Annotated in this window: 14 protein-coding genes and 1 tRNA gene; 6 read left to right on the forward strand and 9 right to left on the reverse strand. The window is 59.8% G+C overall.

What is annotated here, in order from left to right; translation table 11 throughout:
• Positions 1–2: 2 nt before the first annotated feature.
• A tRNA-Glu gene (locus ACW55A_RS25585) sits at positions 3–75 on the reverse strand.
• Positions 76–379: 304 nt separating this feature from the next.
• Here ACW55A_RS25585 and ACW55A_RS25590 point away from each other — a divergent pair.
• Positions 380–1,138 (forward strand): hypothetical protein, encoded by a 759-nt coding sequence (locus ACW55A_RS25590; RefSeq protein WP_054081671.1) that lies wholly within the window; start codon positions 380–382, stop codon positions 1,136–1,138.
• Between the two features lie 53 nt (positions 1,139–1,191).
• Here the strand turns inward: ACW55A_RS25590 and ACW55A_RS25595 are convergent, their stop codons facing one another.
• Positions 1,192–1,674 (reverse strand): free L-methionine (R)-S-oxide reductase MsrC, encoded by a 483-nt coding sequence (locus ACW55A_RS25595; protein WP_003369796.1) that lies wholly within the window; start codon positions 1,672–1,674, stop codon positions 1,192–1,194.
• Complete coding sequence (locus ACW55A_RS25600; RefSeq protein WP_003418057.1) at positions 1,671–2,561, reverse strand: ATP-binding protein; 891 nt, start codon at positions 2,559–2,561, stop codon at positions 1,671–1,673. Before ACW55A_RS25600 ends, ACW55A_RS25595 begins: the two co-directional genes overlap by 4 nt.
• An 85-nt stretch (positions 2,562–2,646) precedes the next feature.
• Here ACW55A_RS25600 and ACW55A_RS25605 point away from each other — a divergent pair, with 85 nt between their 5' ends.
• On the forward strand, positions 2,647–4,998 hold the full coding sequence (locus ACW55A_RS25605; protein WP_003369790.1) for a hybrid sensor histidine kinase/response regulator: 2,352 nt from the start codon (positions 2,647–2,649) through the stop codon (positions 4,996–4,998).
• Between the two features lie 4 nt (positions 4,999–5,002).
• Here the strand turns inward: ACW55A_RS25605 and ACW55A_RS25610 are convergent, their stop codons facing one another.
• Both ACW55A_RS25610 and msrB read right to left on the reverse strand, forming a co-directional pair.
• Entirely contained in the window at positions 5,003–5,488 is a 486-nt protein-coding gene (locus tag ACW55A_RS25610) for a glutathione peroxidase (RefSeq protein ID WP_003369788.1), read from the reverse strand.
• A gap of 57 nt (positions 5,489–5,545) precedes the next feature.
• Positions 5,546–5,941 (reverse strand): peptide-methionine (R)-S-oxide reductase MsrB, encoded by a 396-nt coding sequence (gene msrB, locus ACW55A_RS25615; protein ID WP_003434456.1) that lies wholly within the window; start codon positions 5,939–5,941, stop codon positions 5,546–5,548.
• A gap of 188 nt (positions 5,942–6,129) precedes the next feature.
• Here msrB and ACW55A_RS25620 point away from each other — a divergent pair, with 188 nt between their 5' ends.
• A complete protein-coding gene (locus ACW55A_RS25620) occupies positions 6,130–7,341 on the forward strand; it encodes a pyridoxal phosphate-dependent aminotransferase (protein ID WP_003314686.1) in 1,212 nt (403 codons plus the stop codon).
• Between the two features lie 265 nt (positions 7,342–7,606).
• A complete protein-coding gene (gene htpX / locus ACW55A_RS25625) occupies positions 7,607–8,494 on the forward strand; it encodes a protease HtpX (protein WP_003369784.1) in 888 nt (295 codons plus the stop codon).
• Positions 8,495–8,924: 430 nt separating this feature from the next.
• Here the strand turns inward: htpX and ACW55A_RS25630 are convergent, their stop codons facing one another.
• Positions 8,925–9,581 (reverse strand): thiopurine S-methyltransferase, encoded by a 657-nt coding sequence (locus ACW55A_RS25630; RefSeq protein WP_455809441.1) that lies wholly within the window; start codon positions 9,579–9,581, stop codon positions 8,925–8,927.
• A 101-nt stretch (positions 9,582–9,682) separates the two neighbouring features.
• On the opposite strand from ACW55A_RS25630, the gene ACW55A_RS25635 reads away from it, so the two are divergent.
• Complete coding sequence (locus tag ACW55A_RS25635; protein WP_455809443.1) at positions 9,683–10,450, forward strand: DODA-type extradiol aromatic ring-opening family dioxygenase; 768 nt, start codon at positions 9,683–9,685, stop codon at positions 10,448–10,450.
• 90 nt (positions 10,451–10,540) lie between these two features.
• Here ACW55A_RS25635 and ACW55A_RS25640 read toward each other — a convergent pair whose 3' ends face one another.
• Together ACW55A_RS25640 and ACW55A_RS25645 are read right to left on the reverse strand one after the other, a co-directional pair.
• A complete protein-coding gene (locus ACW55A_RS25640) occupies positions 10,541–12,214 on the reverse strand; it encodes a DEAD/DEAH box helicase (RefSeq protein WP_003434450.1) in 1,674 nt (557 codons plus the stop codon).
• A gap of 452 nt (positions 12,215–12,666) precedes the next feature.
• Positions 12,667–13,428: a spermidine synthase gene (locus ACW55A_RS25645; protein WP_003369776.1), complete on the reverse strand. Its 762-nt coding sequence runs from the start codon at positions 13,426–13,428 to the stop codon at positions 12,667–12,669.
• Positions 13,429–13,597: 169 nt separating this feature from the next.
• On the opposite strand from ACW55A_RS25645, the gene ACW55A_RS25650 reads away from it, so the two are divergent.
• Positions 13,598–14,944, forward strand: a complete 1,347-nt coding sequence (locus ACW55A_RS25650) for a class II 3-deoxy-7-phosphoheptulonate synthase (RefSeq protein WP_003434448.1) — start codon at positions 13,598–13,600, stop codon at positions 14,942–14,944.
• Positions 14,945–14,971: 27 nt separating this feature from the next.
• Here the strand turns inward: ACW55A_RS25650 and ACW55A_RS25655 are convergent, their stop codons facing one another.
• Positions 14,972–15,130, reverse strand: coding sequence for a DUF1127 domain-containing protein (locus ACW55A_RS25655; protein ID WP_498811797.1), 159 nt, complete (start codon positions 15,128–15,130; stop codon positions 14,972–14,974).
• Positions 15,131–15,265: the final 135 nt, after the last annotated feature.

Below are 15,265 nucleotides of genomic sequence, written 5' to 3' on the forward strand. Positions count from 1 at the left end.
GGCGTCCCCTAGGGGACTCGAACCCCTGTTACCGCCGTGAAAGGGCGGTGTCCTAGGCCACTAGACGAAGGGGACACACGTACAACATTCACTACTTATTTGCGCTACGCTGTGTGCTTTACGCTGTAAGTGGCGCGCATTCTATGGATGGATTGAGGGGTCGTCAACCCCCATGTGAAAATTTATTGAAATCAATAACTTCGATGCCGTTCTGACGCTGACCGGCTGTCGCCAGGCGCCCGGCTGATCAATCTCCCCTAATCTATATAGAAGAGATGCCGACAAACTCCGAGAGGGACATCTATGCGCAGTAGTGCTTAGCCACTACACTCGCACTAAAACTAATTGAACGAATGAGGTTTGCACAGTGACTCCACTCATGATCACGCTGATGGTAGTAGCAGGTATCGCACTGCTCATCGCGATCGGCTACCTGAATCACGTCGCTGAAAACGGCAAACTGGAGAAGGCTCGCACCAAGGTCGAACTCGGGGATCGCCTGCGTCGCTGCAGCGAGATCACCGAAGTGTTCCCGGGTCAGCTGATGTCACCCGCCTTGAAGCTGTTGCTGACGCGGCTGGAGCTGAACGTTGTACAGCGCATGCTGAACATGGAGAAAGGCAACGCTCAGCTCAAGCACCGCATCGGCGAACTGGAACAGCAGATTGCCAAGGGCGAAGGCATCGACATACCCAACCCGGTCACACCGATCCAGACCGAAGCCAAGGCCAAGGACGTGCGTTTTCTGCTGGAAGCCCTGCATGGTCAGGTGACGCGCGCTGCACATGACGGTTTCCTGCAGACCAGCGAAGCGAAACACTGGATCCGTGAAATCCGCACGATTCTGGTCAATCTGCACATCGAGTTCTTCAACAACCTTGGCCAGACCGCACTTTCTCAGGATCAGCCAGGCCAGGCACGTCTGGCGTTCGAGCGCGGCGTACAGTATTTGCGCAACCAGCCGGACCCGGTTACTTATCAACAGCAGCTGCTGGCGATGGAAAAACAACTGGCCCGTGCCAACTCGGTAGTGCTGACCAACACCGCACCGACCGAAGACGACGACAACGCACTGACCGAAGGCCTGAAGCAGGACGACACCGAGTCGGAATGGAAGAAGAAAGTCATCTACGATTGATGACTGACCCGCCGCTGCCGGAACTGTGCTCCGGCAGCGGCAGGCCGACTGGCTCAGCAGTCGGTCGATGCCAGAAAGATAGCCGCGAGACGCTCGATCCCTGCCTGATCCCCCTCCTTGAAACGCCCCACGCTTGGACTGTCCAGGTCCAGAACGCCGATCAGACGCCCGTCCTTGATCAATGGCACCACCAACTCGCTGTTCGATGCGCTGTCGCAGGCAATGTGTCCGGGAAACTCGTGAACGTCCTCAACGCGCTGGGTTTGCCGACTCTGCGCGGCCGCCCCGCAAACGCCGCGACCGAAAGGAATGCGCACGCAGGCGATCTGCCCCTGAAACGGCCCCAGTACCAGTTCTTCATTGCGATTGAGGTAAAAGCCCGCCCAGTTCAGATCGTCGAGCTGGGTATAGAGAAACGCCGAGAACTGCGCCGCATTGGCGATGAAATCGCGCTCGTCGGCCAGCAGGGCTTCGAGCTGGGCGGCCAACAGACCGTAGCCGTCCAGGCCCGCACCGGTGTTTTGCAAATCAATCATGTGTGTTGCTCCAACAATTCAAGTCCTACCCAGTAACGTGCAAATTGATAGGCGCAGCGGCCGTTGCGATTGCCGCGCGCGGTTGCCCAGCGAATCGCGGCTTTTTCCAGGTTTTCGTCACGCTGCCACTGCAATCCGGCTTTTTGCGCCAATTGCGTGATCCAGTGTTCGACCACGTTCAGATAATGTTCCTGAGTGAACGGATAAAACGACAGCCACAGCCCGAACCGGTCAGACAAGGCGATCTTGTCTTCGACGGCCTCACTGGGGTGCAGTTCGCCGTCAACGTGCTTCCAGTCAACGTTGTCACTTTCCTTCTCGGGCACCAGGTGACGACGGTTGGAGGTCGCGTACAGCAGCACGTTGTCCGGTGCCTGCTCCAGCGAGCCGTCGAGCACACTTTTCAGTACGCGATAATCGCCCTCGCCCGACTCGAACGACAGGTCATCGCAGAACAGTACAAAGCGCTGCGGCAGCTTGTGCAGTTGTTCGACCACACGCGGCAAGTCGCCCAGATGATCACGCTCGATCTCGATCAGACGCAGGCCGGCCGGGGCGTACTCGGCCAGCAGCGCGCGGATCAAGGACGACTTGCCGGTACCGCGCGAACCCCACAGCAAGGCATGGTTGGCAGGCAGCCCATCGATAAACTGACGGGTATTGCGCCCCAACTGATCACGTTGCAGGTCGACGCCGATCAGATCGGTCAGGCGTGTATCCAGGCTCACCTGCAAAGGCATCAGGTAACCGCTGCGGCCTTCTCGCACCCAGCGCGCGGCCAGTGCCTGCGACCAGTCGACCGGCTCGCGCAGCGCTGGCAGCAAGGGTTCCAGTCGGGCCAGCACGGCGTCGGCGCGCTGCAGAAAAGCATCCAACCGAGAATCCACGGGATCTCCTTATATTTAACTGATTAGTCAGCGGTGCCGATCAGCTATGCTTGGCCGGCACCGGGCACCAGAAGTGGCAGTACTCATGGATATATCGCTCAAAAACAGGCTGTCGTTCAAGCAGGCGCGCCTGGCTGTATCGATCGGCTTCGTGCTGGGGACCTTGCTGAGCCTGTTTCAGATTGCAATCGATTATGCCAGCGAAGACGCTTCCATCAATCGTGAAATCAAGTCACTGCTGGAAATCATCCAGAACCCGGCGTCGCGCATCGCCTACAACATCGACTCCGAGCTGGCCCAGGAACTCACACTCGGCCTGCTGCGCTCCCCTGCCGTGGTCAGCGCCAGGCTTACCGATAACAACGACGCCGTGCTCTCCAGCGTCGAGCGTCCGATGGCCACCGGGCGTTATCGGGTGTTCAGCGACTGGCTGTTCGGCGAAAGCCGGCAGTTTCAGGAAAAGCTGCACCTCAATCACCTGCCCAATGAAACCATCGGCACACTGTACCTGACCGTGGACACCTTCGCGTTCGGCAGCCATTTTCTGCAACGCGCTGAAATCACCCTGCTCAACGGCTTTGTCCGCAGCCTGGCGCTGGCCGGGATTCTGACCATTCTGTTTTACGCGACCCTGACCAAGCCACTGGTGAGGGTGATCCGCGAATTGAGCAGTCGCGATCCGCGCAACCCTGACCAGGGGAAAATAACCTGCCCGCCCTACCATGCCCAGGATGAAATCGGCGTGCTGGTCGAGACGTTCAACCGTCAGTTTGAAACCATGAGCAGCGAGTTTTCCAGGCGACGCGCGGCCGAGGACCGGCTGACCGACCACCTCAACGAACTGGAAAACATCGTCTCGGCGCGCACCAACGAGCTCAAGGCCAGCAACCTGCGCCTGCGCGAGTCCAATGAAGAACTGCAGATAGCGCGCAGTACCGCACTGGACATGGCTCACGCGCGCTCTGCGTTTCTGGCGCACATGAGCCATGAGATTCGCACCCCGCTCAACGGCCTGCTGGGCATGCTGGCACTGTCGCTGGACAGTCCGCTGAGTGCCGAACAGCGCCAGCAACTGATGATCGCCCACGACTCCGGCAAGGTACTGGTCGAGCTGCTCAACGATATTCTCGACATGTCCAAGTTCGATGCCGGTCATCTGGAGATCGAACGCATTCCTTTCGACCTGGGGATGTTGATCGAGGACACCGCCAACCTGCTGTCGCAGAACGCAGCGCCCAGCGTGGAACTGACCTGTCTGATCGCGCCGGACTTCCCGGCCATGGTCACCGGCGATCCGACCAGGGTGCGACAAATCGTCAGCAACCTGCTGTCCAATGCCCTCAAATTCACCCGTTTCGGGCGTGTGGATGTGCGTCTGACTCACCATCGGGACGCCAGCTCCGGTGAAAACCGGGTGCGCATCGAAGTCCGCGACACCGGCATTGGCATTGCGCAAGACGCGCAGACCCGAATCTTCCAGCCGTTCACCCAGGCTGAAACCGCCATCACCCGCCAGTACGGCGGCACCGGACTCGGCCTGGCGCTGACCAATAACCTCTGCGAGGCCATGAATGGCACGCTGAGCATCCAGTCACAGTCCGGCTTCGGCAGCCAGTTCTGCGCCGAACTGCCGCTGCCGGTGCACGTGGCCGCGGTCACTCAGACCCCGCTCAAAGGCCGGGTGACCGTGGTCAGTTCGGCAGGCAGCGGCCTGGTGGAGCTGCTTGGCAGTCTGCTGCCGTTCTGGGGCGTCGACCTCAAGCGACGCAGCATCGACGATCGCCCGGAAGCCGTGGATCTCGACAGCAGCCCGGACCTGGTGATTACCGACTGCCCCGAGTGCCTGTTCGCGATTCGCCCCACCACGCCCGTGCCGATCCTGCTGGTAACCGCCTATGGCAACTTCATGCCTGGCGAACAGGTCGCCGCCCTGGCCCCGCTGCAACAGCAGGCCCGGCCATTGGCGCGCAACGCGCTTTACCACACACTGCGGCGCATACTGGGTCAGGAAGAAACGGGCCTCAAGGACACACAGGCGCTCGAACACACTGCGCCACGTCTGGCGCGGGTGTTACTGGTGGAGGACAACCCGGTCAATCAACTGGTCGCCAAGGGCATCCTCGGCAAGCTGGGTTGCGAAGTGATCATCAGCAGCCATGGCGGCGAAGCCCTGGAACAGCTGGAGCAGGGCCATTTCGATCTGGTATTGATGGACTGCAACATGCCGGTCATGGACGGCTATGAAGCCAGCCGCCAGATCCGCAGCAGTGGCCGCTGGCCGAACCTGCCGATCGTCGCCCTTACCGCCAATGCCATGCCCGATGAACGCGAGCGCTGCAAGGCGGCGGGCATGAATGACTATCTGGCCAAGCCGTTCCGGCGTGCCGAACTGGTCAGCATTCTGGATCAGTGGATACCCATTACCGGCATCGACTGAAGGCTCAACGCAACAGCGCCTCGATGTCTCCCGTCAGTTCCTCGGGCTTGGTCAGTGGCGCAAAACGTTTGACCAGCCGGCCATCCTGGCCAATCAGGAACTTGGTGAAATTCCACTTGATGCGCTCCGTACCCAGCAAACCGGGAGCCTGCTGCTTGAGCTGCACGAACAATGGATGGGCCTGCTCGCCGTTCACATCAATCTTCTTGAACAGCGGGAAGCTGACGCCGTAGTTCAGCTCGCAAAAGCCGGAAATTGCTCCCTCGTCGCCTGGCTCCTGCTTGCCGAACTGGTTGCAGGGAAAGCCCAGCACCACCAGCCCCTGATCCCGATAGTCCTGCCAGAGCTTCTCCAGCCCCTTGTATTGAGGGGTAAAGCCACATTTGCTGGCGGTATTGACCACCAGCAACGCCTTGCCGGAAAAATCAGCGAGGGTTTTCTGTTCGCCCTTGATCGTCGTGACCGGGATGCTCAGCAGGTTTTCACTCATCAAAGGAGGCCTCGATACTGAAATTGGAACAGGGCGGTGACTGAATCTAAAAGGCGTCTAGGTGCGTGGCACCAGATCCAGGCATACCGAATTGATGCAATAACGCAGGCCGGTGGGTGGCGGTCCATCCGGAAACACGTGGCCCAGGTGCGCATCACATTTGGCGCAGACCACTTCGGTACGAATCATGCCGTGGCTCATATCGCGAACCTCGACCACCGCACTGCCCTCGAGCGGCGCATAGAAGCTGGGCCAGCCGCAGCCTGAATCGAACTTGGTGGTGGAATCAAACAGCGGCTCATTGCAGCAAATGCAGTGATAGATGCCGTCGGTCTTTGTCTCGTTGTACTTGCCGGAGAACGGCCGCTCGGTGCCTTTCAGACGGCAGACGTTGTACTGCTCCGGGTCGAGCATCTGTTTCCACTCTTCCAGCGTTTTCTGCAACTTTTCCACAGGTACACCTCCGAATTCGAAAAACCCTGATCTGTACCTTTTCCGCAGATCAGGTGGCACGTATCATTGCGCCAGGTCAGACGTCAGTCTGGCACCCGCGTTTGTCGTACACAAACCCATTTTCATGGCGAATGTAGCGACCTTCATTGCAAGCCGGCGACAGCTCGTCCATTTTCGGGATCATCACCATGCAGTTCAACAAATCGAACAAGCTCGCAAACGTCTGCTATGACATTCGCGGGCCAGTGCTCAAGCACGCCAAACGCCTGGAAGAGGAAGGCCATCGCATCCTCAAGCTGAACATCGGCAACCCGGCACCGTTTGGTTTCGAGGCGCCGGACGAAATCCTGCAGGACGTGATCCGCAACTTGCCGACTGCGCAGGGCTACAGCGACTCCAAGGGCCTGTTCAGCGCCCGCAAGGCGGTGATGCAGTATTACCAGCAGAAGCAGGTCGAAGGCGTCGGCATCGAAGACATCTACCTGGGCAACGGCGTGTCCGAGCTGATCGTGATGTCGATGCAGGCGCTGCTCAACAATGGCGACGAAGTGCTGGTTCCGGCCCCCGACTATCCGCTGTGGACCGCTGCTGTCGCCTTGTCCGGTGGCAGCCCGGTGCATTATCTGTGCGACGAGCAGGCCAACTGGTGGCCGGATCTTGAAGACATCAAGGCCAAGATCACCCCGAACACCAAGGCGATGGTCATCATCAACCCGAACAACCCGACAGGTGCGGTGTACTCGCGCGAAGTACTGCTGGGCATGCTGGAGCTGGCTCGTCAGCATAATCTGGTGGTGTTCTCCGACGAAATCTACGACAAGATCCTCTATGACGACGCAGTGCACATCTGCACCGCCTCGCTGGCACCGGACCTGCTGTGTCTGACCTTCAACGGTCTGTCCAAGTCGTATCGGGTTGCGGGCTTCCGTTCCGGCTGGATCGCCATTTCCGGGCCGAAACACAACGCGCAGAGCTACATCGAAGGCATCGACATTCTGGCCAACATGCGCCTGTGTGCCAACGTACCGAGCCAGCACGCCATTCAGACTGCACTGGGCGGCTATCAGAGTATCAACGACCTGATTCTTCCTCCTGGCCGCCTGCTGGAACAGCGCAACCGCACCTGGGAACTGCTCAACGACATTCCCGGTGTCAGCTGCGTGAAGCCGATGGGCGCGCTGTATGCGTTCCCGCGCATTGACCCGAAGGTCTGCCCGATCCTCAACGACGAGAAATTCGTCCTCGACCTGCTGCTTTCCGAGAAGCTGCTGGTGGTTCAGGGTACTGCGTTCAATTGGCCGTACCCTGACCACTTCCGCGTCGTGACCCTGCCCCGCGTCGATGAGCTGGAGCAGGCCATTGGTCGCATCGGCAATTTCCTGAAGGGTTATCGGCAGTAAACAGCCAGAGCCCTCTCGCCTGACCTCTCTGCCCCGACCCGCTCGGGGCAGTTTATTTCTGTCTGCCCGAAACAGCATGAACCTCCTGCCGTAAACGCTTCAGGCATCGACCACTCTGGCTCAGGCGCCGTTCAGCCTTGCGGGATTAGCATTGATTGCGACCAGAGGACACAGTTTGAAATAGTCCCTCTGTTGAATAGCAGCAAGCATCACCTTATATACCCGGCATCGAGTTACATATTTACCTGAGGAGAACGTTTCGACCATGATGCGCATTTTGCTGTTTTTGGCCACTAACCTTGCGGTCGTGCTGATTGCCAGCATCACCCTGAGCCTTTTTGGCTTCAATGGGTTCATGGCGGCCAACGGGGTTGATCTGAACCTCAATCAGCTGCTGGTTTTCTGCGCTGTGTTCGGTTTCGCCGGCTCGCTGTTCTCGCTGTTCATCTCCAAGTGGATGGCGAAGATGAGCACCGGTACTCAGATCATCAGCCAGCCTCGCACCCGCCATGAGCAATGGTTGCTGCAGACCGTGGAACAACTGTCCCGCGACGCGGGCATCAAGATGCCGGAAGTCGGTATTTTCCCGGCGTACGAAGCCAATGCGTTCGCCACGGGCTGGAACAAGAACGATGCACTGGTCGCGGTCAGCCAGGGCCTGCTCGAGCGCTTTTCGCCGGATGAGGTGAAAGCCGTACTGGCGCACGAAATCGGCCATGTCGCCAACGGCGACATGGTGACGCTGGCGCTGGTGCAGGGTGTGGTGAACACCTTCGTGATGTTCTTCGCCCGCATCATCGGTAATTTCGTCGACAAGGTGATCTTCAAGACTGAAAACGGTCAGGGCATCGCTTACTACATCACGACGATCTTTGCCGAGCTGGTACTGGGCTTTCTGGCCAGCGCCATCGTCATGTGGTTCTCGCGCAAACGCGAATTCCGCGCTGACGATGCCGGTGCGCGACTGGCGGGTACGGGTGCCATGATCGGTGCGCTGCAACGCCTGCGCTCCGAACAGGGCGTACCGGTGAACATGCCCGACAGCCTGACTGCCTTCGGTATCAACGCCGGCCTCAAGAAAGGCCTCGCCGGCCTGTTCATGAGCCACCCGCCGCTGGAGCAACGCATCGAGGCCCTGCGCCGCCGCGGTTGAATCAGATGGTCGCACCCACGCTCCGCGTGAGACGCTGGTTTTTCTTTGTCAGGGGAAATGAGGTTCGACTCAGGTCACCTTTTCGCCCCTCGGCGACCTACTTTGATGGGGCCAAAGTAGGCAAATCCCCTCGCTCCTGTTTCCGGCCCGACTTCGTCGGGTTCCTTCGCCCTGTCACTGATCCGGGGGTCGCCGCAACGGGCCATCCATGGCCCGGTGCGGCTAACTCGGCGTCCTGCCGAGTTACCCCCGGATCAGCGCCAGGACTCAGCCGTCACTAACGTCGCAATTTGCGTCGTCAGTGCGATCGCGATAAAAAAGCGCTTTTGTGTGCAGTGACTATGGACAAGGCATGACGTTGTGCTGCCTCCAAGAATTGACTCAACGCACAGCAACGGAAGTGAGAGTCGGGAGGCCTGCGCTCTCAGGGTTACAGACGCTCCAACACATAAACATGCTCATCCATACGCTCCAATCCGGCCCTCAACCCCTTGGCACTGCTGTGCAGCGTATCCTGCCCACCAACCTTGGTGACCTCCCAGCTCCCTGACATGACCCTGTGCAGCCATGTGTGCGGCACGGAGAAGGGCGGGCCTTCAAGCAGGGTCTGATCGTATTCCAGGGTGATCAGCAAACCACTGCACGTCTGCGGCATCAGCGCTTCAAGCTGCAGCACGTAGCGTTCACGCATGTCCGCTGGCAAAGCGATCATCGCGGCGCGGTCGTAAAACGCCGCGCAGTGACCGATATCGCGCACAGTCAGCGCGAAGAAATCACCGCACCAGATTTCGATACCCGGCGCAGCGTAGACCTTGAAGTCGCCATGTGACGTAATGTGCGGCCGCTCACTACGCTCAGTGAAATAGCTCTCTACCGCCGCCTCGGAGAGCTCGGCGCCCACCACGTGATACCCCTGCCCCCTCAGCCAGCTCATGTCCTGGCTCTTGCCACATAACGGCACCAGAACCCGCGCTCCTGGCGCAACATTCAAAGAGGACCAATATTGTTGCAGGTCCTTATTGACCTCTGACTGGTGAAAGCCGATCTGCCCGGCACCCCAGCGCTGCAGCCAAAAATCCGCCTGCATGAAACCTCCTGAAAATTCGATAAAAAAACGCCAGAACTTATATTAGATTTAGATCATAAAAATGACCGACTATGAGTCATCCCTCTATTCTGGAGCTTTAAATGTTCCCCAGCCTGTTTATTTCCCATGGCTCCCCCATGCTGGCGCTGGAACCCGGCGAAAGCGGCCCGGCCCTGAAGCGACTGGCTGCCAGCCTGCCGCGGCCTCGCGCCATCGTGATGGTGTCTGCACACTGGGAAAGTCATGAACTGATCGTCAACGGCAATCCACAACCCGAGACATGGCATGACTTCGGTGGCTTTCCGCCCGAATTGTTTGCAGTTCAGTACCCGGCGCAAGGGCTGCCGGAGCTGACGCGCGAGGTGGTTGAACTGCTTGCCGCCAGTGACCTGCCTGCAAGCATCGACAGCAGACGTCCCTTCGACCATGGCGTCTGGGTGCCGTTGTCGCTTATGTACCCGGACGCCGATATTCCGGTGGTGCAGGTTTCGCTGCCCAGCCGCCAGGGGCCGCAATTGCAGACCCGCGTGGGCCGTGCACTGGCCAGCCTGCGTGAACAGGGTGTGCTGATCATCGGTTCAGGCAGCATCACGCATAACCTGCGCGACCTTGACTGGAACGCCGGCCCCGAAAGTATCGAGCCCTGGGCTGCAGCCTTTCGTGACTGGATGATCGACAAGCTGCAAGACGACGATGAAGCCGCACTGCACGACTACCGCAGCCTGGCTCCTCATGCGGCCAGAGCGCACCCCAGTGACGAACACCTGCTACCGCTGTATTTCGCACGCGGCGCTGGCGGTGCCTTCGGCATTGCCTATCAGGGCTTCACCATGGGCGCGCTAGGGATGGATATCTACCGCTTCGATTGATCCCGAAAGCATCCGATCGCCCGAATTCGAAGCAAAAAAATCCCCGAACCAGTCGGGGATTTTTTATTGGCCGATCAGCTCAAGAGCCGATCAGTCTTCGCGATAGCGACGCAGCTTGAGCTGCTTGCCAGCAACGCGGGTGTCCTTGAGTTTGGTCAGCAGACGCTCAAGACCATCTTCCGGCAGTTCGACCAGGCTGAAGCTGTCACGAACCTGGATACGGCCGATCGCTTCGCGGGCCAGGCCGCCTTCGTTGAGAATGGCACCCAGCAGGTTCTTGGCAGCGATACCATCACGCGCACCCAGCGCGGTACGGCAACGAGCACGGCCTTCGGCCAATGGAACCGGCGCACGACGCTCACGCTCAGGACGATCACCACGGTCGCTGCTGCGCTCTGGACGATCACCGCGTGGGGCGTTGTTCGGAACCAGTGGACGCTCGCGCTCGATGGCTGCCAGGGTCAGTGCCTGACCGTTGGTAGCCTTGCGCAGCAGTGCAGCGGCAAGGGCACGAGGGCTGCAGCCGATGTCGGCAGTCAGACGATCGAGCAGATCACCGTGAGTCGATTCGGCATCAGCGACCAGTGGCGACAGGCTGTTGGTCAGTTTCTTGATGCGTGCATCCAGAACGGCCTGGGCATCCGGCAGGCGGACTTCCGCAACCTTCTGACCGGTAACACGCTCGATCACTTGCAGCATGCGGCGCTCACGAGGCGTCACCAGCAGCAGTGCGCGACCTTCGCGACCGGCACGACCGGTACGGCCGATACGGTGAACGTAGGACTCTGGATCGTACGGCATGTCCACGTTGAACACGTGGGTAATACGCGGAACGTCAAGGCCACGGGCAGCAACGTCGGTCGCCACAACGATGTCCAGACGGCCATCCTTGAGGGATTCGATAACGCGCTCGCGCTGGTTCTGGGCGATGTCGCCGTTCAGTGCGGCAGCCTTGTAGCCTTTGGCTTCAAGGGCGCTGGCCAGATCCAGGGTCGCCTGCTTGGTGCGGACGAACATGATCAGGGCGTCAAAGTCTTCGACTTCCAGCAGGCTCAGTACGGCCGAGGTCTTCTGGTCAGCGTGAACCAGCAGGTGAGCCTGCTCGATCGCGGTAACGGTCTGGGTCTTGGTCTGGATCTTGACGTGCTTCGGATCGCGCAGATGGCGTTCGGCGATGGCACGGATCGACTGTGGCAGCGTGGCCGAGAACAGTACGGTCTGACGGGACTCAGGCATGGCCTTGAAGATGACTTCGAGGTCGTCCATGAAGCCCAGTTTGAGCATTTCGTCCGCTTCGTCGAGAACCAGATGGTTCACGGTCGCCAGGACTTTCTCGTCACGACGCAGGTGGTCGCAGAGACGGCCCGGGGTAGCGACGACGATTTGTGCGCCGTTGCGGATAGCCTTGAGCTGAGGGCCCATCGGCGCGCCGCCGTAGACCGCTACAACGGTCACGCCCGGCATTTGTTTTGCGTAGGTCTCGAACGCGGTGGCAACCTGAAGTGCCAGTTCGCGGGTCGGGGCCAGGATCAGTGCTTGCGGCTCGCGCTTGCTCGGGTCGATACGATGCAGGATAGGCAGTGCGAACGCGGCGGTTTTACCCGTACCGGTTTGCGCCTGACCAATCATGTCGTGACCGGCGAGAATAATCGGGATCGATTGCTGCTGAATGGCCGAAGGCTCTTCGTAGCCAGTGGCGACGACTGCTGCAACGATATTGGGATGAAGTTCGAGAGCGGCGAAGCCGCCGATTTCCTGGGTCATGGGTCTGCCTCTAGTGCATCCGCAAAGACCCATGCTTCAAAGCTGCGCGTGCCGTGTACGACCTTGAGGTCACCCTGGCTGCTTTGTCGGCGGGGATTTGCGAAAACGTTTGATGAATGGATCGTCCAGGCTAGTCCGTTGTGCGAACAAGCAACCGAAGCTGGCTTCGGGGAACTGCAATACCTTGACGAGGGCCGTGTTAAGGCCGGCGCGCACTATACCGGAAATACGCACCTTAGTGAGTCTTTTTTTACGAAACGTTGCGCCATTCTTGAGCGGCGGCAGGCCCTGAGGCCGGGTAGAAGGCCGCCTGATCGGGGCGCGGGCCCGAGATTGCGGGCATTACTGCTTAAACGTTTAACCTTTTCTGCGCATCGCCAGCATCCCGGCCTTCGAGGTGTGGCGAATTGTCCCACCCCGTTTTCGGCACAATCGCCTCACTTTTCGCCTGCTCAGGTCGCGGAACGAATCGCCCCGATCAACGACGCCAGCGAGTAACCCAGATGCGCCGCAAGTGCCTCGGCCCGCCCGCTCAACGCGTCGATATCCAGCGTCTGATCCAGGTCGGCCGGCACGAGCAGAATGACGTTGCCCTCCTTCACCGGCAGCTCCCAGTAATGACGGTGGTACAAGCCGCGCAGCAGGGCCGCTCCCAGCGGCTTGCCGTCGTCGGTGGCCCACTGATTGATGATCAGCCAGCCGCCCGGATTGAGCCGCTGCTGACAGCTCTGCAGGAAATTCCAGGCCAGGTGCCCGACCCCCGGCCCTACATCGGTGTACAGGTCGACAAAGATCAGGTCGGCAGGCTCTGTACTGTCGAGCAGGTCCAGCGCATCGCCGATGCGGATATACAGACGCGGATCGTCGTCGAGCCCCATGAACTCCATGGCCAGACGTGGCACATCCGGGCGCAGCTCGATGACCTCCACGTCTTCAAGCGGCAGGAACTTCATGCAGGCCTGGGTCAGCGTGCCGGCACCCAACCCCAGAAACAGCGCGCTTTCCGGCGCATCATGGCACAGCGCGCCGATCAGCATCGCCCGGGTGTAGTCGTACTCCAGCCAGCTCGGATCGGCTGTAAAGGTGCAGCTTTGCTCGATGGCATCGCCAAACTCCAGAAAGCGGTAGTCCTCCACTTCCAGCACGCGAATCATGCCGAAGTCGTCGTGGACCTCGGCCAGGATCCGCTCTACGCGCTCACGCTCTTCCGTCATCACCGTTCCTGGTTGTCTGCGCTGAGCGCAAAATACGAATTGTCGGGCAAGTGCGCGGCTTTGTCACACGTTGTGGCGTGCGGCGCCGCTCCAATGGTCCGCCCCAGACTGGCAGAGCAACGACGAACTGCTAACATGCCGATCCGATTGCACAACCCTAGAGCCAATAATGAGCCAACCCTGGAGCCCCGACAGCTGGCGGGCACTGCCGATTCAGCAGCAACCTCACTACCCTGATGCCGAGCACCTGCACAGGGTCGAACAGACGCTGGCCAGTTATCCGCCGCTGGTATTCGCCGGCGAGGCCCGGGAGTTGCGCCGTCAGTTTGCCGAAGTAACCCAGGGGCGTGCGTTCTTGCTGCAGGGCGGCGACTGCGCGGAAAGCTTCATGGAGTTTTCCGCCGCCAAGATTCGCGATACGTTCAAGGTTCTGCTGCAGATGGCAATCGTGATGACGTTTGCCGCCGGCTGCCCGGTGGTGAAAGTCGGACGCATGGCCGGGCAATTTGCCAAGCCACGCTCGGCCAACGACGAAATCATCGACGGCGTGACGCTCCCGGCGTACCGCGGCGATATCGTCAACGGTATCGGGTTCGACGAAAAGAGCCGTGTACCGGACCCGGAGCGCCTGTTGCAGGCCTATAACCAGTCCACCGCCACCCTGAACCTGCTGCGCGCCTTCGCTCAGGGCGGTTTCGCCGACTTGCATCAGGTCCATAAATGGAACCTGGACTTCATCGCCAACTCGGCGCTGGCCGAGAAATACAGCCAACTGGCGGGGCGTATCGATGAAACCCTGGCGTTCATGCGCGCCTGCGGCATGGACAGCTCGCCGCAACTGCGCGAAACCAGCTTCTTCACCGCTCACGAGGCGCTGCTGCTCAATTACGAAGAAGCCTTCGTGCGACGCGACAGCCTGACTAACGATTACTACGACTGCTCGGCGCACATGCTGTGGATAGGCGACCGTACCCGCCAACTGGACGGCGCGCATGTCGAGTTCCTGCGTGGGGTCAACAACCCGATCGGCGTCAAGGTCGGCCCGAGCATGAACACCGACGACCTGGTTCGCCTGATCGACATCCTCAACCCGGACAACGACCCGGGCCGCCTGAACCTGATCGCGCGCATGGGTGCCAACAAGGTGGGTGATCACTTGCCGCAGCTGATCCGCGCCGTCGAGCGCGAAGGCCGAAAGGTGCTGTGGAGCTCGGACCCGATGCACGGCAACACGATCAAGGCCAGCAGTGGCTACAAGACCCGTGACTTTGCGCAGATCCTTGGCGAAGTGAAGCAGTTCTTTCAGGTGCATCAGGCCGAGGGCACTTACGCCGGCGGCATCCACATCGAAATGACCGGACAGAACGTCACCGAATGCATCGGTGGCGCCCGTCCGATCACTGAAGACGGCCTTTCGGATCGCTATCACACGCATTGTGACCCACGCATGAACGCCGATCAGTCACTGGAACTGGCCTTCCTGATTGCCGAGACCCTCAAGCAGGTCAGGCGCTAAACAAAAAACCTCGGTGCAACGGCCCGCTCAATGCTTGAGCGGGTCGTCCCAGAAAGGACGCTCGGCTTCCTGCTGAATGTCGGCACGGCTCAAACCCAGGTCCTTCAGTGTTCCGTCACTCATCTGCGCCAGCAAGTGACGCTGGCGGTGCAGTTCAAGCCAGCGTTGCAGATGACGCTTAAGCACTGAGAACACTGCGCCTGACCGCGCCCTTCCATTGACCCCATCCACCAACACGCATTGTTTCTGACCTTTCATCATCCTGCCCTCCATTTGGGATGACGAAAGTCTCTCGCCGGGCGTAGGATCAATCCAACGAAT

This window comes from Plantibacter cousiniae (nom. nud.) (assembly GCF_977070315.1).

Coding starts and splice junctions, on each gene's coding strand:
- ACW55A_RS25620 (WP_003314686.1), top strand. CDS start 6,130: ATGCAGTTCAACAAATCGAACAAGCTCGCAAACGTCTGCTATGACATT.
- ACW55A_RS25605 (WP_003369790.1), top strand. CDS start 2,647: ATGGATATATCGCTCAAAAACAGGCTGTCGTTCAAGCAGGCGCGCCTG.
- ACW55A_RS25645 (WP_003369776.1), bottom strand. CDS start 13,428: ATGACGGAAGAGCGTGAGCGCGTAGAGCGGATCCTGGCCGAGGTCCAC.
- ACW55A_RS25635 (WP_455809443.1), top strand. CDS start 9,683: ATGTTCCCCAGCCTGTTTATTTCCCATGGCTCCCCCATGCTGGCGCTG.
- ACW55A_RS25595 (WP_003369796.1), bottom strand. CDS start 1,674: ATGATTGATTTGCAAAACACCGGTGCGGGCCTGGACGGCTACGGTCTG.
- ACW55A_RS25610 (WP_003369788.1), bottom strand. CDS start 5,488: ATGAGTGAAAACCTGCTGAGCATCCCGGTCACGACGATCAAGGGCGAA.
- htpX (WP_003369784.1), top strand. CDS start 7,607: ATGATGCGCATTTTGCTGTTTTTGGCCACTAACCTTGCGGTCGTGCTG.
- ACW55A_RS25650 (WP_003434448.1), top strand. CDS start 13,598: ATGAGCCAACCCTGGAGCCCCGACAGCTGGCGGGCACTGCCGATTCAG.
- ACW55A_RS25590 (WP_054081671.1), top strand. CDS start 380: ATGATCACGCTGATGGTAGTAGCAGGTATCGCACTGCTCATCGCGATC.
- ACW55A_RS25630 (WP_455809441.1), bottom strand. CDS start 9,581: ATGCAGGCGGATTTTTGGCTGCAGCGCTGGGGTGCCGGGCAGATCGGC.
- ACW55A_RS25640 (WP_003434450.1), bottom strand. CDS start 12,214: ATGACCCAGGAAATCGGCGGCTTCGCCGCTCTCGAACTTCATCCCAAT.